Raw genomic sequence first — 21,941 nt, 5'->3', positions numbered from 1 at the left:
TTGCCGTGCATGGCGGTGCGCCTTGCCGTCACAACCTGCTGATAAACTTGCTCGGTTGGCGCAAGGTCCCCTTGCTGTCGTCCGGCGCCGCGCCTTCCCGCTTGAGCACGAACTGGACGTCCAGAGTGGGGCGCTTCAGGTTGAAGGGATCCACCGCCAGACTCACCGGCAGGGTATAGATCTCGCCCGCCTTCAGGGTCACCTCGCGGGGTCCGAACCACTGGTACTCCGGCAGCCCTTCCACGTCCAGCCGGTAGGTCTGGGAGTTCAGGGTCTTGTTGAGGATCTTCAGGGTATAGGTGTTCTCGATGAGTCCTTCACTGTTTTCCCGGAACAGCTGGTTGCGATCCCGCAGGATGTCGAGCCCCATGGGCATGATGGACATGGCGTTATAGACGAAGACCCCCAGCATGACGACCATCACCAGGCCATAGCCAATCAGCTTGGGCCGCGCCACCTGGGTTTCACTGTGGGCCAGTTTGTGCTCGGTGGTGTAACTGATGAGCCCTTTCGGATACCCCATCCGCTCCATGGTCTGGTCGCAGGCGTCGACACAGGCGCCGCAGTTGATGCACTCGTACTGCAGACCGTCACGGATGTCGATACCGGTCGGGCAGACCTGCACGCAGAGGTCGCAGTCGATGCAGTCCCCCAGCCCCAGAGCCTTGGGATCGGCCTTGCGACCACGGGCGCCGCGGGTCTCGCCACGCTGGCTGTCATAGCCGACGATGTAGGTGTCCTTGTCGAACATGGCGGACTGGAAGCGGGCATAGGGGCACATGTGGATACACATGATGGCGCGCATCCAGCCGGCGTTGCCATAGGTGCAGGCGGCAAAGAACAGCACCCAGAAGATGACCCAGCCTCCCGCCTGCAGGGTGAAGAAATCGGGTACCAGGTGGAAGACATCCTGGAAGTAGGCGACGAAGGTCAGCCCCGTGCCCAGCGACAGCAGGATCCAGGCCAGGTGCTTGGCGCCCTTCCGGGCCAGCTTCTCGCCGCTCCAGGGCGCCGCATCCAGCTTGCGACGCTTGTTGGCTGCCCCTTCCAGCTTCTCCTCGAACCAGATGAACAGGAAGGTCCACACCGTCTGGGGACAGAGGTAGCCGCACCAGACCCGGCCCAGGAAGGTGGTCACGAAGAAGAGGGCGAAGGCCGCGATCATGAAGACCCAGGCCAGCAGGGTGAGATCCTGCGGCCAGATGGTGGCACCGAAGATATGGAACTGCTGGTGCTCCAGATCGAACAGCACCGCCTGACGGCCGTCATAACGCAGCCAGGGCAGGAGGACAAAGAGCGCGACGAAGAACCAGCCCATGGCCTTGCGCACCCGCTGCCAGTAGCCGGTCTGGGAGCGGACATAGATGCGGTTGCCGGGGTTGAACCTGTCATCTCCCGCCTTGAAGGTGTTGGGATTGAAGGTCCCGGTGACGTCACCGGTCACATCCTTGATGTCGATCTTGTCCTTGTCGGCCATTGCAACACATCGCTCCACTCATATTGTTATGAAAGCGATTATATCTTAAACAACCTGCTAATTGTGTGGGTTAAATGTATCTATAGTTCGAGTCCCGTCGCAATTTCAGGCAACAAAAAAGGCCCATAGCCAGTTGACTATGCGCCTTTTCACAGATTCTCTTGAAACCTTTCTCTGATGGCGATGTGACGCCCGGATTACTTGATGCCGCGGGCCTTGAGCAGGGCTTCCTTGAAGTCGGGCACGTGATCCTTGGCCAGCCCCGGGATCATCGCCTGCTTGTCGGATTCCCGCATCTTGAGGTGGTAGATCAGCATGTCGTCGGTCAGTGCGGACAGCGGACCGTCAAATCCCGCCTCCTCGGCCAGTTTGGCAACAAACTGCACCAGGCTGAGATCCTGCTCCTTGATCCAGGCAGGCTGCAGCAGTTCCAGCAGCTCTTCGATACGATGACATTGCATAGACGACCTCTTTAATCTGTCTTGTGAAACTCAGGCAACCTTACCCATCAAGGCTACTTCGATACGATCCCGGCCATTATGCTTGGCCTGATAGAGCGCCGCATCCGCTTTCTGGATAAGCTCGGCAATGGAGTGATGCTGATCCGGCACCAGGGTCGCCACCCCGAAGCTGCAACTGACCCGCCCCGAGACCCGGGATTTGTGGTGGGGAATGCCGAGGGCTCGCAACGAGGTACGCACCTGCTCGGCGATCTGCATGGCACCCTGCAAGGTGGTGCAAGGCAGCAGCAGGGCGAACTCCTCTCCGCCGTAACGGGCAGCGAGATCGTCTTCCCGCCGCAGCACTTCGGCCAGCAGGCTCGCCACCTGTTGCAGGCACTGGTCCCCCACCTGATGACCATAGTGATCATTGAACTGCTTGAAGTAGTCCACATCCACCAGCACCAGAGAGAGAGGCGCCCTGGCACGGTGGCAGCGACGCCAGGCGCGCGCCAGGGAGTCGTCGAGATGGGCCCGGTTGGCGATGCCGGTCAGACCGTCGAGGCGGGACGTGAGCTTGAGGTGCTCGGAGACCGCCTTCAGCTCGGCCACCAGGTCCGCATTGGAAAAACTGTGGTAGAGAGAGGCCACCTGATCCCGCCGCAGGCGCCGCAGCAGGGTCGGCAGAAAGACGAACAGATACCCCGCCAGCATGCAGGAGACGATACGCTCCTGGGTGTTGCCGCCACTGAGCTCGAACAACATGGCAAACCCGAGGGGCAGCACGGCCCCATAGAGGGTACGACGGCTGCCGAACAGCATGATGGCGCTGCCGGTCAGGATCAGGCTGGAGAGCATCATCATGGCGGCACGATAGGTGTCGGGCAGCTTGTCCATGTAGAGCAGCACTCCCAGTGCCCAGATGATGGAGGTGATGGTCACCCCGACAAAGAGTTCGCGCTCGAGCACCGGCAGCGGAAGCTCCGCCAGCCTGGGCTGGCGCCAGCGCAAATGCCACCAGCGCCCCAGCAACAGCAGCAGGACCAGACCGAGCCAGCCCAGCGACTCGCTGGCCGGCAGGTAATCGTGGAACAGCAGGCTCCAGCTGATCGCCAGCAGCCCCAGGCAAGGCAGGCTGAAGGAGGCATGGGTATAGAGCTGGACCATGATGGCCCGCCGCACCTGATATTTCACACTCTGTGTCAACTGGGTACTCCCTGTACAAGAGCCGCACAGTTTAACACTCCCCTTTCCTGCTCAACAATCAATCGACCGCTATTAAGCTGCCACTCAGCGCGTCCTCTCCCGTACAGGCCCCGACAGACCCTTTTCTGCAGGGTCGAATGGCGCAGCCCTCCCTCACCCTTTCTCCAGCTCGTCGAGGATGGGGCACTGGGGATTCGCATCTCCGTGACAGCAGCTCACCACCTCCTCGAGGGCGCTGAGCATGGCTTGCAAACCGGCGATGCGGGAGCGCAGATCGACGATCTTCTCCTGCGCCAGCTTCTTCACCTGGGCACTGGTTCTGTGCTCGTCCCGATAGAGCGCCAGCAGCTCCTGACACTCCTCCAGATTGAAGCCGGTCTCCCGCGCACGCTTGACGAAGCGCAGCTCCCGCAGGGAGGCATCCGTATAACTGCGATACCCGTTGTCGCTGCGCACCGGCGACGAGATGAGGCCGATGCTCTCGTAGTAGCGGATGGTCTTGGCGGTCAGGCCGGTGGCCTTGGCGACCTTGCTGATGTTCATGAATGACTCCTTTGGGATTCAGATGCACGCAGGCTGCCCGCCCGGGGCTGCCAGCGCTTCAATAACAGGGAATTGCTCAAGACGGTGATACTGCTCAAGGCCATGGCCGCCCCCGCCAGCTCGGGGCTGAGGTAACCCAGTGCCGCCAGCGGAATGCCGATGATGTTGAACACGAAGGCCCAGAACAGGTTCTGCTGGATGGTGCGCCAGGTGGCCGCCGAGATGTCGATGGCATCGGCCACCAGCCGCGGATCAGACCGCATGAGGGTGATGGAGGCGGTCTCCATCGCCACGTCGGAGCCGGAGCCCATGGCGATACCCACATCCGCCGCCGCCAGCGCCGGGGCGTCGTTCACCCCGTCTCCCACCATGGCGACCAGCCCGCTGGTTTGCGCCCGCAGCGCCTCTACTTTCTCCACCTTGCCGGCCGGCAGCACGGAGTCAAAGGCCCCGTCCAGCCCCAGCTTGGCGGCAATATGGGCCACCGGCGCCGGCGCATCACCGCTCACCAGCCAGCTGGCGATGCCGCGCTGACGCAGGGTGGCGATGGCATCCGGGCTCTCGGGGCGCAGGGTATCGGCCAGGGCCGCAATGCCCGCTACCACGCCGTCGATGGCCACCCAGACCCGGGTCGCGCCGTCGGCAGGCTGTTGATCCTGCGCGGGCACCTCAATGCCGAGCTGGGCCAGCAAAGAGCCATTGCCGATGGCGACCGTATGACCGGCGACCTGACCGACAATACCGGCCCCGACCCGCACCTCGACGGCTTCCGGCTGGGGCAGCGTAGCCTCCTTGCCGACCGCCTCGCGCATGGCCAGTGCCAGCGGGTGTTCACTCGCCTGCTGCAGGGCGGCGGCGAGGCGCAGTTGCTCGTCGTTGCCACTCCAGCTGGCCAGCACCGGCTTGCCTTGAGTGAGCGTGCCGGTTTTGTCGAAGATGAGCGCCTTGATGGCGTGGGCCTTCTGCAGGGTATCCACATCCTTGATCAGAATACCGTGGCGCGCCGCCACCCCGGTACCGGTGACAATGGCCGCCGGTGTCGCCAGCCCCAGCGCACAGGGACAGGCGATCACCAGCACGGCTACCGCCGCCAGCAGCGCCTGACCAAAGTCGTTGCTGATGGCGTACCACACCAGCAGGGTGAACAGGGCGATGGCCATCACCACCGGCACGAACACGGCAGAGACCTTGTCCACCAGCTGTTGCAACGGGGCCTTGCCCATCTGGGCGTTCTCTACCAGCGCGATGATCTTGCTGAGGCTGGAGTCCTCCCCCACCGTAGTGGCTTCAATTTCCAGCACGCCGGAGCGGTTGATGGCACCGCCCAGCACCTTGTCGCCCTCACCGCGGGGCACCGGCAGGCTCTCACCGGTGAGGATCGACTCGTCCAGCTCGCTGGCACCGCTCACGATTCTGCCGTCCACCGGCACCCGTTCCCCCACCAGCACCCGCAGCCTGTCGCCGCGCAGTACCTCGTCGATGGCGACACTCTGCCAGCTCTCGCCACGCCAGACGGTGGCGGTTTCCGGCCGCAGCGCCATCAGTTCGCGAATGGCGGACTGGGTGCTGCGTCTGGCCCGAGCCTCCAGCAACTTGCCGAGGGAGATCAGGGTAATGATGATGGCGCTCGCCTCGAAATAGAGCTGGCCGCTGGCGGCCATCCCTAGGTTAAGCAATAGATAGAGGCTGTAGAAGAAGGCCGCGCTGGTACCGGTGGCCACCAGCACATCCATGTTGGCGGAGCGGTTCTTGATGGCGAGCCAGGCGCCGCGATAGAAACGGGCCCCGATCCAGAACTGCACCGGGGTGGCGAGCACCAGCTCCAGCCAGGCGGGCAGATGCCAGGGCAGCAGACCGGCCATGGCCAGCATCCCCACCAGCAGCGGCAGGGTAAGCAGCGTCGAGACGATGACCTGGGTTTGCGCCTGACGGGCGCTGGCGGCCTCCTGCGCTTCCCGCTCCAGCAACTGCTGGCGGCGGCCGCTGGCCGAGCCTTGCGCCAGTTGGGCGCCAAAGCCGAGGGCCTCGATCTGCTCGCGCAGGGCCGCGGGCGTCTGCATCCCGGGTACCAGCACGATACGAGCCTGCTCGATGGAGAAGTTGACGTCGGCGGAGATGACGCCGGGCAGCGCCGCCAGCATCTTGTTCAGGCGGGCCGAGCAACCGGCACAGGTCATACCGGTGATTTGAAACAGGATGGTCTCACTGCCGTAGTCATAACCCTGCGCCTGGATGCTCTCCAGTACCGCCGGCAGACGGTCGGGGCTGGTCAGCTCGATGGCCGCCTGCTCCAGCGCGAAGTTGACGGTGGCCGATACCCCGTCGAGCTTGTTGAGGGCGGTCGTGATGCGGCCGGCGCAGTTGGCGCAGCTCATGCCGCTGAGCGGCAACTGCAGATGAATGGGTGATTGAAGATGAGTGGTCATGTTGTTCCTCCCAGGAACCCGTCGGCACCACAAAATGCCGACTGGCAAACCCTAACCTTTACTGTAAGGGTAAGCTCAAGCCACATGATCCACTTTTTGCAGATGAAAAAACGGCGCCCGTTTGCTGCCAGAGAACAAACGGGCGCCGCCTTCAACTATTGCGCGGTATGCGCGGCGACTCAGATACCGTACTGGGCGCGGTAAGCCTTCATGGCGGCCAGTTGCGCCGCCAGCTCCGGCTGTTCGGCCTGCTTCTCTTCCAGATACTGGATCAGATCGCTCATCTGGATGATGGCGATGATGTGGGCACCGTAGTCACGCTCCACTTCCTGAATGGCGGAGAGCTCGCCCTTGCCCTTCTCCTGACGGTCCAGCGCGATCAGCACGCCAGCCAGGGAGGCGCCGTTGGCCTGGATCAGATCCATGGATTCGCGGATGGCGGTGCCGGCAGTGATGACATCGTCCACCAGCATGATGCGCCCCTTGAGCGGGCTGCCCACCAGATTGCCACCCTCGCCGTGATCCTTGGCCTCCTTGCGGTTGAAGCACCAGGGCACGTCCACGTCGTGCTGCTCCACCAGCTGCACCGCGGTGGCGGAGGCGATGGGGATCCCCTTATAGGCCGGGCCAAACAGCACGTCGAATTCGATGCCGGCATCCATCAGGGCGGCGGCATAGAAGCGGCCGAGACGGGCCAGATCGCGGCCGCTATTGAACAGGCCGGCGTTGAAGAAGTAGGGGCTTTTACGACCGGATTTCAGGGTAAATTCACCGAATTTGAGGACCTGTTTCTCCAGGGCGAACTCGATAAATTGACGCTGGTAGGCTTTCATTCTGGCTCCTTGCTTGGCTTGTCGTTGTCTTGTGTGGGGGTATAAAAAAACGCGGTCAATGCCGCGTTTTTAAAATCATGCAAGTGACTGCTTCTGCAGCGCAATGATGTCGGCGATGCCGCCCTTGGCGAGGGCCAGCATCTCCAGCAGCTCCTCGTGGGTGAAGGGTTCGGCCTCCGCGGTGCCCTGCACCTCGATGATGCGACCATCTTCGGTCATCACCACGTTCATGTCGGTCTCGGCGGCGGAGTCTTCGATGTACTCCAGATCGCAGATGGCCTCCCCTTCGAACATACCGACGGAGACGGCAGCGATCATCTGCTTGAGCGGGCTCTGTTTGATCAGCCCCTTCTCCACCATCCAGTTCAGCGCATCCACCAGCGCCACGCAGGCCCCGGTGATGGCGGCGGTACGGGTACCGCCGTCGGCTTGCAACACATCGCAGTCAACGGTAATGGTGTGCTCGCCCAGGGCACTCAAGTCTACCGCCGCGCGCAGGGAGCGGGCGATCAGACGGGAGATCTCCAGGGTGCGGCCGCTCTGCTTGCCGGAGGCCGCTTCGCGGTTCATCCGGGAGTGGGTGGAGCGCGGCAGCATGCCGTACTCGGCAGTGACCCACCCCTGCCCCTTGCCTTTGAGGAAGCGCGGCACGCTGGTGTCGACGCTGGCGGTGCAGAGCACGCGGGTGTGGCCGAATTCCACCAGCACGGACCCTTCAGCATGCTTGGTGAAGTGGCGGGTGATGGTTACCGGACGCACCTGGGCGGCGCTGCGATCGCTGGGACGGGACATGGGACTGACCTCTGGGCTGGCTGAATTGGCGCAGGAGTATAAGCGATCGCTACTCAAATATCAGCCGCTAAAACCACCTCGTCGGCTGACGGAGCAGGCCTGGCTGAGTATACTGGCCGCACACTTCATCAAGCCCGGAACAATCAATGATTCACAGCATGACCGCCTACGCCCGCAAGGAACTCAAGGGCGACTGGGGCACAGCCGTTTGGGAAATTCGTTCGGTCAACCAGCGCTATCTGGAGACCTACATTCGCCTGCCGGAACAACTGCGCAGCCTGGAGCCGGTTCTGCGTGAGCGCTTCCGGGCCAAGCTGCAGCGCGGCAAGGTGGAGTGCAACCTGCGCTTCGAGGCCGCCCAGGCCGCCGCCAGCCAGCTGCACATCAATGAAGAACTGGCCAAACTCATCATCGACAGCGCCAACTGGGTGATGAAAGAGGCGGGCCAGGGCCAGCTCAACCCGGTCGACGTGCTGCGCTGGCCGGGCGTGATGGCTGCCGCCGAGCAGGACATGGACGTGGTCGCCACCGAGCTGATGGCCGGCTTCGACTTGACCATGGAAGACTTCCTCGCCTCCCGCGCCAGCGAAGGGGCCAACCTCAAGGCGCTGATCGAACAGCGTCTGGCCGGCATTCAGGTAGAAGTGAAGAAGGTGCGGGAGCACCTGCCGCAGATCATCGAGTGGCAGCGCCAGAAGCTCACCGACCGCCTGGCCGAGGCCAAAGTGGAGCTGGATCCTGCCCGCATCGAGCAGGAGATCGTGCTGCTGGCCCAGAAGATCGACGTGGCCGAAGAGCTGGATCGCCTGGAGATGCACATCAGCGAAACCAACAAGATCATGAAGAAGGGTGGCGCCTGCGGCCGTCGTCTCGACTTCATGATGCAAGAGTTCAACCGCGAGTCGAACACCCTCGGTTCCAAGTCGATCAACGCCGAGGTGACCCAGTCCGCCGTCGAGTTGAAAGTGCTCATCGAGCAGATGCGCGAGCAGATCCAGAACATCGAGTGATCTCCCTCATCGATGCACCAGCCCCCGCCACCCGGGGGCTTTTTTATGCTCGTTTCCCGCAGCGCTCAGCCGCCTGACTGATGGTAACCCCTAGCAAAGGGAGCCCGACATGTGCCATCACGCAAAGAGGGTCTGCCATGCAGACCCTCTCCTTCTTTTTGATCCATCCCCCGCCCGTGCAGGCTAGACCGGTGACTTCAGCCTTCGGCTGCGCAGCAACAGGGGGAGCTGGTAGAGCACCAGAGCCCCCAGCACCAGGCCGGCACCAGCCAGCTTGGCGGGGCCCAGGGGTTCGTCATAGAAGAGGGTGCTCAGGATAAGAGTCCAGACCGGTTCGAGCAGCATCAGCAGGGCGGCGTGGGCCGTGGTCATCCGGCTCAGGGCGTGGGTGAGCAGCCAGTAGCGCAGGGTGGTGGCGATCAGGACGCTGGCCGCAAACCAGCCCCAGATACCAGTGCCGATGCTGGCGGGCCACTGCTCGGTCAGCAGGGAGAGCAGGGTGCCGAGCAGTCCGGTCACCGCCAGCTGGATGCAGGTGAGCCAGGTAGGGGGAATGGACTGGGCGAAGTGGCGGTGTACCGCGAGCTGAACCCCCAGGGTGGCGGCCGCCGCCAGAAACCAGAACAGGGAGAGCGACACGCCCCAGTGGGTGCTGCTGGAGAGCAGCAGCAGACCCGCGACGGCCACGGGCAGAGTCAGCCAGTAGTGACGGCCGGGTCTGGCCTTGAAGGCGGCCCAGGCGGCGAGCGGCGCCATCAGGGTGGCCACGCTCATGATGAAGGCGCCACTGCCGAGGGCATCGCTCTGGCTGATGGCGGTAACCCAGAACAGCAGGCTGGCCCCGAGCAAGGTGCCACACCCGGCGGCACGCAGCAGTTGTGAGCCACTGGGGGGCAGCTCGCGCAACCAGGCGAGCGGCAAGAGCAGCAGGGCGGCCAGCAGGAAGCGGCTGCCGATAAAGGCGGCGGTGGGCAGTTCGCGAATCGCCTCTTTCGAGAAGAGCCAGCCAGCGGCCGCCAGCAGGGTGACCAGTATCATCAACAGCAGGGGAGCGCGGTTCATCGGAGCATCACAGGGTCAGGGGCAAAGGGAAGAGCATAAAGGAAAGAGGCGCGGATTGTCTCCCGGGGTTTGGCAGACATGCTGGCGGGGTGGCCACCACGCCGCCCCGCCTCAGTCGTCACTTTCCAGGCTGGCGAGGCAATGGGAGAGGGTGCGCGCCAGCGCCCCCTGATTGCGCAGCACCACGGCGCGGGCCTGCTCCCCCATCTCGCGGCGGGCAGGGGCATCGCCGAGCAGGGTGCTCACCCGGTGGCCGAGCGCCTCGGCGTCCGCCACCACGGCAGCCCCACCCTGAGCCACCAGCTGGCGGGTGATGTCGCTGAAGTTGAAATAGACGGGGCCGGTCAGGCAGGGTTTGCCCAGCGCCGCCGGTTCCAGCAGGTTGTGACCGCCCACAAGCACCAGGCTGCCACCGACAAAGGCGAGATCCGCCGCCGCCAGCATCAGCGGCAGCTCGCCCATGGTGTCACCCAGGTAGATCTTGTCGCTCTCGCCGACCGCACTGCCCGCCGTGCGCCGCACGCAACCGTAGGGGGCGCACAGCTCGGCCACCCGATCGAAACGCTCGGGATGGCGCGGCACCAGGATCAGCAGGGCGGAGGGGTGGGCCTTGAGCACCCGATCGAAGGCGGCCAGCACCTGCTCGTCTTCCCCCTGGTGGGTACTGGCGGCGATCCAGACAGGTCGTGCCTCCCCCAGTTGCTGGCGCAGGGCACGGCCCCTGGCCTGCACCTCGTCGCCAAACTGGATGTCGAACTTGATGGATCCGGTCACCGCCAGCCGGTTGCGCGCTATGCCCAGCCGATGGAAGCGATCCGCATCGTCCTGATGCTGGCACAGTAGGTGGGTCAGCGGGCGGCTCAGGGCATCGAAGGCCCCCTGGAAACGACCATAACGCTGACAGGATCGCTCCGAGAGGCGGGCATTGAGGATGGTCACTGGCAGGTGCCGTGCCTCGCAGGCCGCCAGCCAGTTCGGCCACAGTTCGGTCTCCATCACCCAGAGGGCGCGGGGTTTGACGGTGCTCAGAAACGCCGAGACGGCCCAGGGGTAGTCGAGAGGGGCATAACGGTGCACCACCAGATCCCCGAGCTTGGCAGCCTGTTCGGCGCCGGTGCGGGTGGTGGTGGTGAGCAGGATGGGCAGCTCGGGGCGCTCGGCCTTGAGGGCGCGGATGAAGGGGGTGATGGCCAGGGTCTCCCCCACGCTCACCGCATGGATCCAGAGGGGAGCCTCCTGTCCGGTCGGCGGCAATTGTCCCAGATGCTCGGCCCAGCGCGCCCCGAAGCCGGGCTTGCCTTTTTTGGGCTTGTAGAGCGCCAGCAGCGCCAGGGGCAACCCCAGGTGGATCAGCAGGTTGTAGAGCAACCGGTAGATCATGCTAGCTATTACCTGGTTCAGCAGCAGAGGATTCCACCGGCTGCCGCACTATGGTCAGATCTGCCATTTCACCACGCTCCAGCCGATTTCCCGCCTCGATGACCTGTTCCGGCATCAGCTCGATCAGGCACTTGAGGTGGCCGAACTTGCAGGTGCGCTTGAAGCAGGGGCGGCACTCGATGTCGGTGTGGACGATCTCGACCCTGTCCGCCAGCGGTGGGGTATAGAGGGGCGAGGTGGAGCCGTAGACGCCGATCAGCGGCCGGTTGAGGGCGGCCGCCACGTGCATCAGGCCCGAGTCGTTGGCGATGACCCGACCGGCCAGCGCCATCAGGTCGATCGCCTCGTGCAGGCTGGTCTTGCCCGCCAGCACGTGGCAGTTGGGGCGCGACAGGGGGTTGATCCGATCGCGGATGGTGTTGGCCACGTCCACGTCCTTGCCCGAGCCGAAGATCCACACCTGCCACCCCTCGTCGAGGTGCTTTTGCGCCACCACGGCGTAGTGCCCCTCCGGCCAGCGTTTGGCCGGGCCGAACTCGGCCCCCGGACAGAGCACCAGCACAGGGCGGGCACGATTCAGGCCGAGCCGCTCCAGCGCCTTGCCCTGGTTGATGAGATCCACGTGCAGGGAGGGATGGGGAATAGCGGGAATGTCGTCCCGACTCTTCATCCGCCCCTTGGGGTAGGCCAGAGCCACATAGCCTTCCACCATCAGCGGGAAGGCCTGCTTGTTGCTGCGCATATCGTTGAGCAGACCGAAGCGGTGCTCCCCCTTCCAGCCGGTGCGCACCGGGATCCTGGCAAACCAGGGGATGAGGGCCGACTTCATGGAGTTGGGCTGGATGATGGCCTGATCGTACTGCTCCGTGGCCAACTGCTTGCCAAGGCGGCGGCGTGCCCCCAGCTTGAAGTCACCGTGGCCAAGCGGCATGGGGATGGCCTTGTCCACCTCGGGCATGCGCTCCAGCAGCGCAACGCACCAAGCCGGCGCCATCACATGGAGCTCGCTGCCCGGGTGGTTGCTCTTGAGCGCCTTGTAGAGGCTCTGGGACATCACCATGTCGCCGACCCAGGAGGGGCCGATCACCAATATCTTCATCGCGCGTCTTCTCTCGGGACTGGCCCGGCTGTTGATCATTACTGGGCGAGATTATGCCCCAAGAAAGGCCGAAGAAATAACAGAAGATACCCGTCTGCCCCCGCAAACGCCTACCTGGCAGGATCTGCTCCCCCGCGCCCCCCTCCTGAGGCCCTCTTCCACCCGGACACGGCGTGCCCTGGGCCACCGACTGCCGGGTAGCAGAGATCCCCCTTCCCCCGCATTCAAAAGCGGGCCCACCGGGCCCTCGGGTCATGCCCCGCGCGGGGTTTTAGGCTAGAATGGGCGCCAATCCGAGCATGACCCGCCCGCCGGGCACCAACAAGAGTCCCTTGCCTGTGAAAAAACCGACCCTGGCGGCCGTCCTGATCGTCAAGAACGAAGCCGACAACCTCCGCGCCTGCCTCGCCTCCCTCGAAGGCCTGGCGGATGAAATCGTCATTCTCGACTCCGGCAGTCAGGATGACACCCCGGCCATCGCCGCCGAATTTGGCGCCCGCTTCTTCGTCAACACCACCTGGCCCGGTTTCGGCCGTCAGCGCCGCCTCGCCCAGTCCCATGTCCAGTCGGAGTGGGTGCTGTGGCTGGACGCTGACGAGCGGCTCACCCCGGAACTCAGGGAAGCCATCCAGGGGGTCATGGCCAACCCGGCCAGCGACACCATCTACTCCATCCCGCGCCTCTCCTGGGTGTTCGGCCGCTTCATCCGCCACAGTGGCTGGTACCCGGATCGGGTGCTGCGCCTCTACCCCAAAGCGCTGACCGGCTACAACGAGGCGCTGGTACACGAGAAGGTGGAGGTACGCGCCAACATAAAGATCGTCAACCTGCAGGGCGACCTCCTCCACTACACCTACCGGGATCTGGAACACTACCTGGTCAAATCCGCCGGCTATGCCCGCGCATGGGCCGATCAGCGCACCGCCCGCGGCAAGAAGGGATCCCTCGGTCAGGGGCTGGTCCACGCCGTCGGCTGCTTCCTCAAGATGTACCTGCTCAAGGCCGGTTTCCTCGACGGCAAGCAGGGCCTGCTGCTGGCCATCCTCTCCGCCCACTCCACCTTCGTCAAATACGCCGATCTCTGGGTTCGCCAGCAGCCCCAGCAGCCGAAATAGGGCATCGCGCCTCAAACATCGCATTAATCACTCACCCCTTGTTCCAGCGGGACAAGGGGCAAACCCCATGGCCAGGGATCGGGCGCAGCCCTCGCGGGGCCGCTCACGGCGCAACCCCGGGCGCCACGGACGAAAACTGGCCGCTATAAGCCGAATGCATGGATATTGGTAACATGACCCGACTCCGGCTTATACCGACAGGTTTCCCCTGCCCGGGGCCCGGGCAGGCCCGTCAAGGGGGCTGTCGGGGACCACGTCCGGTAGGCTGGCCTGCCAGCAGGGCTCATCCCCATACAAGACAGGGCCCCGCGGGGCCCTGTCTGTATGTTCTGTGTGCGCTCTCAGCGCTCGGCGCGCCAGAAGGGCGGCGCCCAGCGGGCGATCTCTGCCGCCATGGCCTTGGGATCGAGCTGGCTCATGTCCTCCGGGTGGTCGCTGTCTTCCGGCGGGCTGAAGGGCAGATGGCGCCCCTCGCCGTTGAGCGGCCGCCAGCGCAGCGGCGTCGCCGAACGGTGTGCCGGGAAGAAACCGACGGTCGGCACGTCCATGGCCGCGGCGATGTGCAGGGGCCCCGTGCTGCCCGCCACGAACAGGGCGGCGTTGGCCATCACCTGGCAGAACTTCGGCAACCCCTCGTCGGAGCGATAGATCCAGCCGTTGCCCCCATGGGCCAGCAATTCGGCCGCCAACTGCTCCGCCTTCCCCTCCTCCCCCGGGCCTGCCGTCAGCACGCACTGCAACTCGGGACAGGCCTGGTTGAGCTTGATGATGAGGCGCGAGTACTGCTCGATGGAGAGGTTGTTGGCCGAGCCACCGCTGCCCGCATGCACCATCAGCCAGGGGCGGCTGGCGTCGAGCCTGAGACGGGCGGCAACCTGCTCGCGCACCTGCAGCAGGCTCTCGGGGTCGAAGTCGAGGTAGGGGCCTTGTGGCTCCACCACGGTCTGATGCTGATCGGCGAGGAAGCGGCGCACCAGATCCAGGTTGTATTCGTACTCCGGCTTCTGGGAGCGGGAGCGGCGCTGCACCAGGCGCTGGTTGTAGAGCACCTGGGCCAGCTTGGTGGCCGGGGCCAGCCGGTAGGGAATGTGCGCCTTCCACACCAGCTTGGCATTGCGGGTGTTGGAGAAGAGGCAGATGGAAGCATCGAAGGCGGCCGCCTTGATGCGCGCCAGCAGGGCGCGTTGCTGCTCCTTGTCGGCCCGGGCACCCGGATCCAGGATGATCTCGTCGATCCATGGGCAGAGGCGGGCCAGGGGCGCCGTGTAGGCGGGAACCAGGGCAGTCACATGACACTCCATGGAGCGCTTGAGCATGGCAAAGCTCGGCCACGCCAGCATGAAGTCACCAATCTTGTCATTGCGGACTACCAGAATACGTTTCATAAAAAATCCCTATGCTCCCTGTCACCAGCGAAGGAGGCTTGATGCGCGATGCGGGTATTCTTGCCTGATGCAGGGCGATTCTCAAGCGAAGACGCCACGGGGCTCCGATTTGTGCGACCCCGGCCGCCGATCAGCGCCAGAAATCCGCGCCATCCCGGTCGCGACAAACCGGCAACAGCCCCTATAATGCGACCAGTTTTCCGGTTTCAGGAATCAGCAGCATGACCAACAAGGTAATCTATCCCGGCACCTTCGACCCCATCACCAACGGCCATACCGATCTCATTGGCCGCGCCGCCAGACTGTTCGACGAGGTGGTGGTCGGGGTGGCCAACAGCCCGAGCAAACGGCCGCTGTTCGATCTCGAGGAGCGCGTTCAGCTGGCTCGGCAGGTGACGGCTCACCTGCCCAACGTCAAGGTGGTGGGCTTCTCCGGCCTGCTGGTGGATTTTGCCAGGGAGCAGCAGGCCAACGTGCTAATCCGCGGCCTGCGCGCCGTCTCCGACTTCGAATACGAGTTCCAGCTCGCCAACATGAACCGTCGCCTGATGCCCACCCTGGAGAGCGTCTTCCTCACCCCGGCGGAGGAGAACTCCTTCATCTCCTCCACCCTGGTGAAGGAGGTGGCGCTGCACGGAGGCGACATCCACCAGTTCGTCGACCCCCTGGTGGCTCAGGCCATTGCCGCCAGGCAGCAGCGCTAATCCCCTCCCCTGATGGGCAGAAACGAACAAGGGCTACCCGCGGGTAGCCCTTGTTGCATCAACGCACTGCACGCCTAGCTGCGGGCAAACTGCTGGCGGATCGCCCGCTCCAGCCCGTCCAGCCACTCGTAGCGACGCCGGTACATGGCCCGCTTCTTGGCGGCCACCTCCTCCAGCGGCTTGCGCACCACGGGCTGCAGCCGCACGAAGTTGGCGTCCTGATCGAGGGCGCCAAACTCCTGCCACAGCTCGTCGTAGTCCGCCTGCAGGCAGGCTTTCTTCTTCTTGCTGTACCGTCTTGCCTGGAAGATGTGGGCCTTCATGCGCACCGCACAGACCCGGTGGGCCCCCATGGCCCCGGCCAGCGCCATCACCAGCATCACCACCAGCGACTTGGGTCTCAGACCCTGACCCGCCCGGGTCAATGCCCGTACCTGCTCCTGGGGCTGTTCGACACAGGGCTCCGGCCCCTGCACCGACCCGATCACCAGGGCCAGCTCCTGTTCGTTGCCCGCCAGGGAGAAGGCACAGCTGTAGAGTCGCTCCCCCCGCGCGTTGACGATGGAGAGCGCCAGCTCCGCCTCCCGGCGGAAGGTGCCGTCGTGACGCAGCACGATGCGCCAGCCGCCATCGGGATAATGGCCCAGCACTATCCCCTCCCCCAGATAGAGCGGGTCGATGAGCTCGGGGTACAGGCCCAGCAGCAGGCGGTAGTGATCCTCCACCATCTTGACCCGCTGGTTCACCGTCGAGCAGGCGAAGCGATAGGGGCGCATCGGCTTGTCGAGCAGCTCGGGGTGGCGGGCGGGAAGCGCCCGCAGGGGGGCGCTCTGGAACAGCTCGAATACCCGGTTCAACTGCGCACGGTAGAGCAGACTGCGCAGCAAAAACTTGCCGCGATTGAAGGTCTTGCGGGCGCTGTCTTCGGGATAGAGGAAGCGGGCCATATCGTGGGCACAATAGTGCCCCTGCCGGGATAAATGTTCCCAGTCTATTGATTTAGCTGTCATTTTATTACCTCGCAGCCTGAACTGGCGAGATAGTAGTCATGGGCTGACGCCGCTTCAACAGACCGGAAATACTCTCTTACAACTTGGCCGATCCCGGCTCAAAAATCCCACTTTCAGCGTTGGCAGTGGGAGCAGAACACCGTGGTTCGCTGGCCCATCTTCACCTCGGTGAGCAGGGTGTGGCAGTGGAAACAGGGCTGCCCCCCGCGGCCGTAGACCTGCAGCTGCTGGACGAAATAGCCCGGCTTGCCGTCGGCGCTGGTGAAATCCTTGAGGGTGGTGCCCCCCTGGCGAATGGCTTCGGCCAGCACCCGCTTGATCTCGCTCACCAGGGTGCCCAGCCGCTCGGCGCTGATGTTGCCCGCCGCCCGCCTGGGATGAATGCCGGCGGCATAGAGCGCCTCGTTGGCGTAGATGTTGCCCACCCCGACCACCACGTGGTTGTCCATCAGGAACTGCTTGATGGCGGTGCTGCGCCCCTTCGCCCGCTCCCGCAGGTAATCGGCATGGAAGGCATCGGTGAGGGGTTCCGGCCCCAGCTTGGCGAGCAGGGCATGGGCCTCGGCCGGTTCGCGGGTCCACAGCAGGGCGCCAAAACGGCGCGGATCGTTGAGCCGCAGCAGCTTGCCGTTGGCCAGCTCGATATCCACGTGATCGTGCTTCTCGGCCGGGGTGCCGATGTCCAGCACCCGCAGGCTGCCGGACATCCCGAGATGCAGGATGGCGGTGCCGAAGTCGGTCTCCAGCAACAGGTATTTGGCGCGGCGGCTGACGCGGTGGATGACGAGATCCACCAGCTCCTGGATCTCGCCGGGCACGGGCCAGCGCAGGCGGCCGTCCCGCACCACCACGCGGGTCACCTTGATGCCGGTAAGCCAGGGGGAGATGCCCTGGCGGCTGACTTCGACTTCCGGTAATTCAGGCATGGGCGATCTCTCGTTCAGGGAATGGGACGCATCAGGTCACGGTATTGCGCCTGACTCAAGCTGAGCCAGGTCGAGGAGGGCAGCAGGGCGGCAAACTTGCCGTCGTCCTGATAGAGCCCGACTTCCACCGGATCGCTCTGTCCGGCGATCCAGATTTTGAGGGTCACCGGGGTGCCGCGCACGGGCTCGCCGGGGGGCAGCAGCCATCCTTGCCACGCCTCGATGCGGGCCGCCAGCTGGGCGCTGCCAAGCCCCAGATCCGGCACGCTGCGCCAGCCCTGGCCGATACGCTCTATCTGCCAGCTCGGCCCCTGCCAGGTCAGCACCACGGCACTCTCCGGCAACAGCGGACGCGCGCGTTTGGCACTGTTCTCCTGCTGGGCCTGCTCCAGCCGGTGCAACAGGGTAATGACGATCAACACGACCACGATGATCACGTTGTTCCAGCCTTTGCGGCTCAGTCTGAACATGGCTAGCCTCCCTTCGAATCGGCAGTGTACTGAATTCCAGCCATAAAAAAACCCGGCACGAGGCCGGGTTTTTGCAGCGAAACCAAGTAATTACTTGATTTTGCCTTCTTTGTAGATCACATGCTGACGAATCACGGGATCAAATTTCTTGATCTCCATTTTTTCGGGCATGGTGCGCTTGTTCTTGGTAGTGGTATAGAAGTGACCAGTACCGGCGCTGGAGTTCAGGCGAATCTTATCGCGAATACCTTTAGCCATGATCTAATTCCTTATACCTTAACGCCGCTGGCACGCAGTTCAGCCAGAACCACTTCAACGCCGCGCTTGTCGATGATACGCATGCCTTTTGCGGATACGCGCAGGCTCACGAAGCGTTTTTCACTCTCAACCCAGAAACGGTGAGTGTGCAGGTTCGGCAGGAAACGACGCTTGGTAGCGTTGTTAGCGTGCGAACGGTTGTTACCAACTGCCGGGCGCTTGCCGGTTACTTGGCATACTCTAGACATGTCAGTCTCTCCAAATCTTACTTCATTGCTCGAGCAAATATCTGCCCCGCTGGCCTTCGATTGCGGGGCAAACAGAAGGCGGCATTTTATACAGCATCCGTGATCAAAGATCAACTAATACAGTGCCAGAGCCCAGTCACAACCAACCACGCTCTGCGAAAGAAACCGTGATGCCATCACCGATCACCAGGTGATCAAGCACTCTGATATCGACCAGGGCCAGGGCGGCCAGGATCCGATCCGTGATCTGGCGGTCCGCCCGACTGGGCTCGGCCACGCCGGATGGGTGATTATGCGCCAGAATCACGGCGGCTGCATTATGTTTGAGCGCGATCTGCACGATTTCTCTGGGCCAGACGCTCGCCGAGTCGAGGGTGCCGTAAAAAAGTTCGACAAACCGGATGACCCTGTGCTGGTTGTCTAGCAGCAACAGGGCGAACACCTCCCGCCCCCGATCCCGCAACTGGGCTTGCAGAAAGTCACGGGTAAGCCCGGGCGAGGTGAGCGCCTCTCCCCGTTGCAACTGTTCGGCCAGATGGCGCCGCCCCATCTCCAGCACCGCCTGCAACTGGGCATACTTGGCAGGTCCCAGCCCGTGAGCGCCACAAAAATCCTGCTGCTCGGCTCCCAGCAGTGCCCGCAGGGAACCAAACTGCTGCAACAACTGGCGGGAGAGATCCACCGCACTCAACCCGCTGACCCCGGTGCGCAGGAAGATGGCCAGCAGTTCGGCATCGGAGAGCGCCGCCGCTCCTCGGCGCAGCAGCTTTTCCCTCGGGCGCTCCTCTTCCGGCCACTCCTTGATGCTCATTTGTCTCTCCCTCATGGCTATTGAGAGAAAACATAGCAAAGAATCCCGCGAGCCCGACCACAACTCCCCCATGTCAGCCTCTGTCGCCACCCATTGCCTGTGCTATCTTAGCCGACCAGTCAGAGTGAGCCGGAAGAGAAGCAGCAGATGAGATTGGCCGATAAACGCATCCTGTTGGGTGTCAGTGGCGGGATCGCCGCCTACAAGAGTGCCGAACTGGTACGTCGCCTGAAAGATCAGGGGGCCGAGGTGCGAGTGGTGATGACCCGCTCCGCCAAGGAGTTCATCACCCCGCTGACCCTGCAAGCCGTCTCAGGCCACCCGGTGGCCGACAGTCTGCTGGACCCGGCTGCCGAGGCGGGCATGGGCCACATCGAACTGGCCAAGTGGGCCGATCTGGTGCTGATCGCCCCCGCCAGCGCCAACCTGATGGCCCGCATGGCCGCCGGCATGGCGGACGAGCTGCTCACCACCCTCTGCCTTGCCACCCCGGCGACTGTCGCCCTGGCGCCAGCCATGAACCAGCAGATGTACCGCAACGCCGCCACCCAGGCCAACCTCCAGACCCTCGCCGAACGCGGCATTCAGCTGTGGGGGCCGGATTCCGGCAGCCAGGCCTGCGGCGATGTGGGCCCGGGCCGGATGCTGGATCCCCTGGAACTGGTGGAACGCTGCTGCCAGCAGCTCGCCGCCGAGCCACTCCTGGCAGGCGTCAGGCTGCTGCTCACAGCCGGGCCGACCCGCGAGGCGCTGGATCCGGTGCGCTATATCAGCAACCACAGCTCCGGCAAGATGGGCTACGCCATCGCCCGCGCCGCGCGCGAAGCGGGCGCGGAGGTGACCCTGGTGAGCGGCCCGGTGGCACTGGCCACCCCGGCCGGCGTTACCCGCATCGATGTGGAGAGTGCCCTGCAGATGCACGAAGCGGTGATGAGCCGGGTCGGTGAGTGCGACCTCTTTATCGGCTGCGCTGCCGTCGCCGACTACCGTCCCGCCCAGGTGGCCGAGCGAAAGATCAAGAAGACCGGCGACAACGACCAAATGCAGCTGACCCTGGTCAAAAACCCCGACATCATCGCCGATGTGGGGGCGTTGTCAGACAAACCCTTCACCGTCGGATTTGCCGCCGAAACCGTGGATGTGGAACAATACGCCCTCGACAAACTTCGACGTAAGCGGCTGGACATGATCGCAGCCAACGATGTGTCCCGTGCAGGCCAGGGCTTCAATGCCGATGACAACGCTCTGACCGTCTTCTGGCAAGGGGGTCAAGCCGCCCTGCCCCTGGCCGATAAGCTGACGCTGGCCCGTCATCTTGTCGCCCTGATTGCACGCCATTATCGACCCTGAGCCCATTGAACATGCCGGGAGCCCCAGGCTCCTGCAGTACCACCCGATCGCCAGGCGATCCAATTGAAAAAGATTCATGACGACACAAATTGAACTGAAAATCCTGGATGCCCGCATCGGCACCGACTTCCCGCTGCCCGCCTACGCCACACCGGGCTCCGCTGGCATGGACTTGCGCGCCCTGCTGGATGCCCCGCTGACCCTGGCCCCGGGCGACACCACGCTGGTGCCGACCGGGCTGGCCATTCACATCCAGGATCCGGGTCTGTGCGCCACCATCCTGCCCCGCTCCGGCCTCGGCCATAATCACGGCATCGTGCTGGGCAACCTGGTCGGCCTCATCGACTCCGACTACCAGGGTCAGTTGATGGTCTCGGTCTGGAACCGTGGCAACGACAGCTTCACCATGCAGCCTGGCGAGCGCATCGCCCAGCTGGTGATCCTGCCGGTGGTACAAGCCAGCTTCCAGTTGGTCGACGAATTCAATCAGAGTGAACGGGGTGAAGGCGGGTTTGGTTCTTCTGGTCGCCAATAACAAGACCACACGGCCCCCTGGGGCACGTGCCAAATAATAGAATCAAGCCATTGTTTTTTTAGGGGAATCCATGGCAAGCAGTAACCAGAAACAGAGTCGGCGCGATCAGATCCTGCAGGCACTCGCCCACATGCTGGAAACCAGCCCGGGCCAGCGCATCACCACGGCACGCCTCGCGGCCGAGGTGGGCGTGTCCGAGGCGGCCCTCTACCGGCATTTTCCCAGCAAGGCGAGGATGTTCGAGGGGCTGATCGACTTTATCGAGGATTCCCTGCTGTCACGGGTCAACCTGATCATGGCCGAAGAGAAGGACACCATGGCCCGCTGCCATCACATACTGCAGCTGCTGCTGGTGTTCGCCGAGCGCAACCCCGGCATCACCCGCATTCTCAATGGCGATGCCCTGCTGGGCGAACACGATCGGCTGCGGGATCGCATCAGCATTCTGTTCGACAAGCTGGAGACCCAGATCAAGCAGGTACTGCGCGAGAAACGGCTGCGGGAAGGCCAGGGCTTCCAGCTCGACGAGACCATGCTGGCCAACCTGCTGCTGGCCTATACCGAGGGCCGCATCAGCCAGTTCGTCCGCTCGGAGTTCAAAATCAAGCCCACAGCCGGCTTTGAAGATCAGTGGCAGTTTATCCGCAGCCAGCTGCTGCAAAGCTGAGCCAGCAGACCGCATCAACCAATGCACGTCCGCTCCGAGTTCAAAATCAAGCCCACCGCCGGGTTTGAAGATCAGTGGCAGTTCATCCGCAGCCAGCAGCTGCAAAGCTGAGCCAGCAGACCGCATCAACCAATGCACGTCCGCTCGGAGTTCACAATCAAGCCCACCGCCGGGTTTGAAGATCAGTGGCAGTT

23 protein-coding genes are annotated in these 21,941 nt (G+C 63.6%); 6 read left to right on the top strand and 17 right to left on the bottom strand.

The window, feature by feature from the left end; translation table 11 throughout:
- Positions 1-28: 28 nt before the first annotated feature.
- From ccoG to rph, 7 genes are all read right to left on the bottom strand, one after another.
- Entirely contained in the window at positions 29-1,477 is a 1,449-nt protein-coding gene (gene ccoG / locus AB5Y93_RS09785; protein WP_010676097.1) for a cytochrome c oxidase accessory protein CcoG, read from the bottom strand.
- A gap of 197 nt (positions 1,478-1,674) precedes the next feature.
- A complete protein-coding gene (locus tag AB5Y93_RS09780; protein ID WP_010676098.1) occupies positions 1,675-1,938 on the bottom strand; it encodes a YihD family protein in 264 nt (87 codons plus the stop codon).
- 30 nt (positions 1,939-1,968) lie between these two features.
- Positions 1,969-3,123, bottom strand: coding sequence for a diguanylate cyclase (locus tag AB5Y93_RS09775; protein ID WP_043153375.1), 1,155 nt, complete (start codon positions 3,121-3,123; stop codon positions 1,969-1,971).
- A gap of 153 nt (positions 3,124-3,276) precedes the next feature.
- Positions 3,277-3,666 (bottom strand): Cu(I)-responsive transcriptional regulator, encoded by a 390-nt coding sequence (gene cueR / locus AB5Y93_RS09770; protein WP_010676100.1) that lies wholly within the window; start codon positions 3,664-3,666, stop codon positions 3,277-3,279.
- Positions 3,663-6,092 (bottom strand): heavy metal translocating P-type ATPase, encoded by a 2,430-nt coding sequence (locus AB5Y93_RS09765; protein ID WP_368229251.1) that lies wholly within the window; start codon positions 6,090-6,092, stop codon positions 3,663-3,665. The genes cueR and AB5Y93_RS09765 overlap by 4 nt, the downstream gene beginning before the upstream one ends.
- Before the next feature lie 179 nt (positions 6,093-6,271).
- Positions 6,272-6,925, bottom strand: a complete 654-nt coding sequence (pyrE, locus tag AB5Y93_RS09760; RefSeq protein WP_010676102.1) for an orotate phosphoribosyltransferase — start codon at positions 6,923-6,925, stop codon at positions 6,272-6,274.
- A gap of 75 nt (positions 6,926-7,000) precedes the next feature.
- Positions 7,001-7,717 (bottom strand): ribonuclease PH, encoded by a 717-nt coding sequence (gene rph / locus AB5Y93_RS09755; protein ID WP_045522734.1) that lies wholly within the window; start codon positions 7,715-7,717, stop codon positions 7,001-7,003.
- Between the two features lie 146 nt (positions 7,718-7,863).
- Here rph and AB5Y93_RS09750 point away from each other — a divergent pair, with 146 nt between their 5' ends.
- Positions 7,864-8,727: a YicC/YloC family endoribonuclease gene (locus AB5Y93_RS09750; RefSeq protein WP_069652410.1), complete on the top strand. Its 864-nt coding sequence runs from the start codon at positions 7,864-7,866 to the stop codon at positions 8,725-8,727.
- Between the two features lie 183 nt (positions 8,728-8,910).
- On the opposite strand, the gene AB5Y93_RS09745 is transcribed toward AB5Y93_RS09750, so the two are convergent.
- From AB5Y93_RS09745 to waaF, 3 genes are all read right to left on the bottom strand, one after another.
- Positions 8,911-9,789, bottom strand: a complete 879-nt coding sequence (locus tag AB5Y93_RS09745) for a DMT family transporter (RefSeq protein WP_368229250.1) — start codon at positions 9,787-9,789, stop codon at positions 8,911-8,913.
- 111 nt (positions 9,790-9,900) lie between these two features.
- Entirely contained in the window at positions 9,901-11,169 is a 1,269-nt protein-coding gene (waaA, locus tag AB5Y93_RS09740; RefSeq protein ID WP_368229249.1) for a lipid IV(A) 3-deoxy-D-manno-octulosonic acid transferase, read from the bottom strand.
- A gap of 1 nt (position 11,170) precedes the next feature.
- Positions 11,171-12,268 (bottom strand): lipopolysaccharide heptosyltransferase II, encoded by a 1,098-nt coding sequence (gene waaF / locus AB5Y93_RS09735; protein WP_368229248.1) that lies wholly within the window; start codon positions 12,266-12,268, stop codon positions 11,171-11,173.
- A gap of 338 nt (positions 12,269-12,606) precedes the next feature.
- On the opposite strand from waaF, the gene AB5Y93_RS09730 reads away from it, so the two are divergent.
- A complete protein-coding gene (locus AB5Y93_RS09730) occupies positions 12,607-13,383 on the top strand; it encodes a glycosyltransferase family 2 protein (RefSeq protein WP_151028184.1) in 777 nt (258 codons plus the stop codon).
- A gap of 341 nt (positions 13,384-13,724) precedes the next feature.
- Here the strand turns inward: AB5Y93_RS09730 and AB5Y93_RS09725 are convergent, their stop codons facing one another.
- Entirely contained in the window at positions 13,725-14,768 is a 1,044-nt protein-coding gene (locus AB5Y93_RS09725) for a glycosyltransferase family 9 protein (RefSeq protein ID WP_041214218.1), read from the bottom strand.
- A 221-nt stretch (positions 14,769-14,989) separates the two neighbouring features.
- Between AB5Y93_RS09725 and coaD the strand changes: the two genes are divergently transcribed.
- A complete protein-coding gene (coaD, locus tag AB5Y93_RS09720) occupies positions 14,990-15,472 on the top strand; it encodes a pantetheine-phosphate adenylyltransferase (protein ID WP_010676110.1) in 483 nt (160 codons plus the stop codon).
- 74 nt (positions 15,473-15,546) lie between these two features.
- Here the strand turns inward: coaD and AB5Y93_RS09715 are convergent, their stop codons facing one another.
- From AB5Y93_RS09715 to radC, 6 genes are all read right to left on the bottom strand, one after another.
- Positions 15,547-16,419 (bottom strand): VirK/YbjX family protein, encoded by an 873-nt coding sequence (locus AB5Y93_RS09715; RefSeq protein ID WP_161646791.1) that lies wholly within the window; start codon positions 16,417-16,419, stop codon positions 15,547-15,549.
- Between the two features lie 176 nt (positions 16,420-16,595).
- Complete coding sequence (gene mutM, locus AB5Y93_RS09710; protein WP_010676112.1) at positions 16,596-17,408, bottom strand: bifunctional DNA-formamidopyrimidine glycosylase/DNA-(apurinic or apyrimidinic site) lyase; 813 nt, start codon at positions 17,406-17,408, stop codon at positions 16,596-16,598.
- A gap of 14 nt (positions 17,409-17,422) precedes the next feature.
- Positions 17,423-17,878, bottom strand: coding sequence for a hypothetical protein (locus AB5Y93_RS09705; RefSeq protein WP_368229247.1), 456 nt, complete (start codon positions 17,876-17,878; stop codon positions 17,423-17,425).
- 90 nt (positions 17,879-17,968) lie between these two features.
- Positions 17,969-18,136, bottom strand: coding sequence for a 50S ribosomal protein L33 (gene rpmG, locus AB5Y93_RS09700; RefSeq protein WP_005323752.1), 168 nt, complete (start codon positions 18,134-18,136; stop codon positions 17,969-17,971).
- Between the two features lie 11 nt (positions 18,137-18,147).
- Positions 18,148-18,384: a 50S ribosomal protein L28 gene (gene rpmB / locus AB5Y93_RS09695; RefSeq protein ID WP_005307492.1), complete on the bottom strand. Its 237-nt coding sequence runs from the start codon at positions 18,382-18,384 to the stop codon at positions 18,148-18,150.
- 136 nt (positions 18,385-18,520) lie between these two features.
- A complete protein-coding gene (gene radC, locus AB5Y93_RS09690; protein ID WP_041212008.1) occupies positions 18,521-19,195 on the bottom strand; it encodes a DNA repair protein RadC in 675 nt (224 codons plus the stop codon).
- Between the two features lie 147 nt (positions 19,196-19,342).
- Here radC and coaBC point away from each other — a divergent pair, with 147 nt between their 5' ends.
- From coaBC to slmA, 3 genes are all read left to right on the top strand, one after another.
- Positions 19,343-20,545 carry a bifunctional phosphopantothenoylcysteine decarboxylase/phosphopantothenate--cysteine ligase CoaBC gene (coaBC, locus tag AB5Y93_RS09685; protein ID WP_368229246.1) on the top strand — a complete coding sequence of 401 codons (1,203 nt, stop codon included), beginning with the start codon at positions 19,343-19,345 and terminating at the stop codon, positions 20,543-20,545.
- Between the two features lie 76 nt (positions 20,546-20,621).
- Positions 20,622-21,080: a dUTP diphosphatase gene (gene dut / locus AB5Y93_RS09680; RefSeq protein WP_368229245.1), complete on the top strand. Its 459-nt coding sequence runs from the start codon at positions 20,622-20,624 to the stop codon at positions 21,078-21,080.
- Between the two features lie 70 nt (positions 21,081-21,150).
- On the top strand, positions 21,151-21,747 hold the full coding sequence (gene slmA / locus AB5Y93_RS09675) for a nucleoid occlusion factor SlmA (protein ID WP_010676117.1): 597 nt from the start codon (positions 21,151-21,153) through the stop codon (positions 21,745-21,747).
- The last annotated feature ends 194 nt before the right edge of the window (positions 21,748-21,941 follow it).

Source organism: Aeromonas sp. R10-1 (assembly GCF_040908465.1).
In the GTDB taxonomy this organism is placed as follows: Bacteria; Pseudomonadota; Gammaproteobacteria; order Enterobacterales; family Aeromonadaceae; genus Aeromonas; species Aeromonas caviae.
The sequence above is the reverse complement of the archived record's forward strand: the minus strand, read 5'-3'. Positions and strand labels throughout refer to the sequence as shown.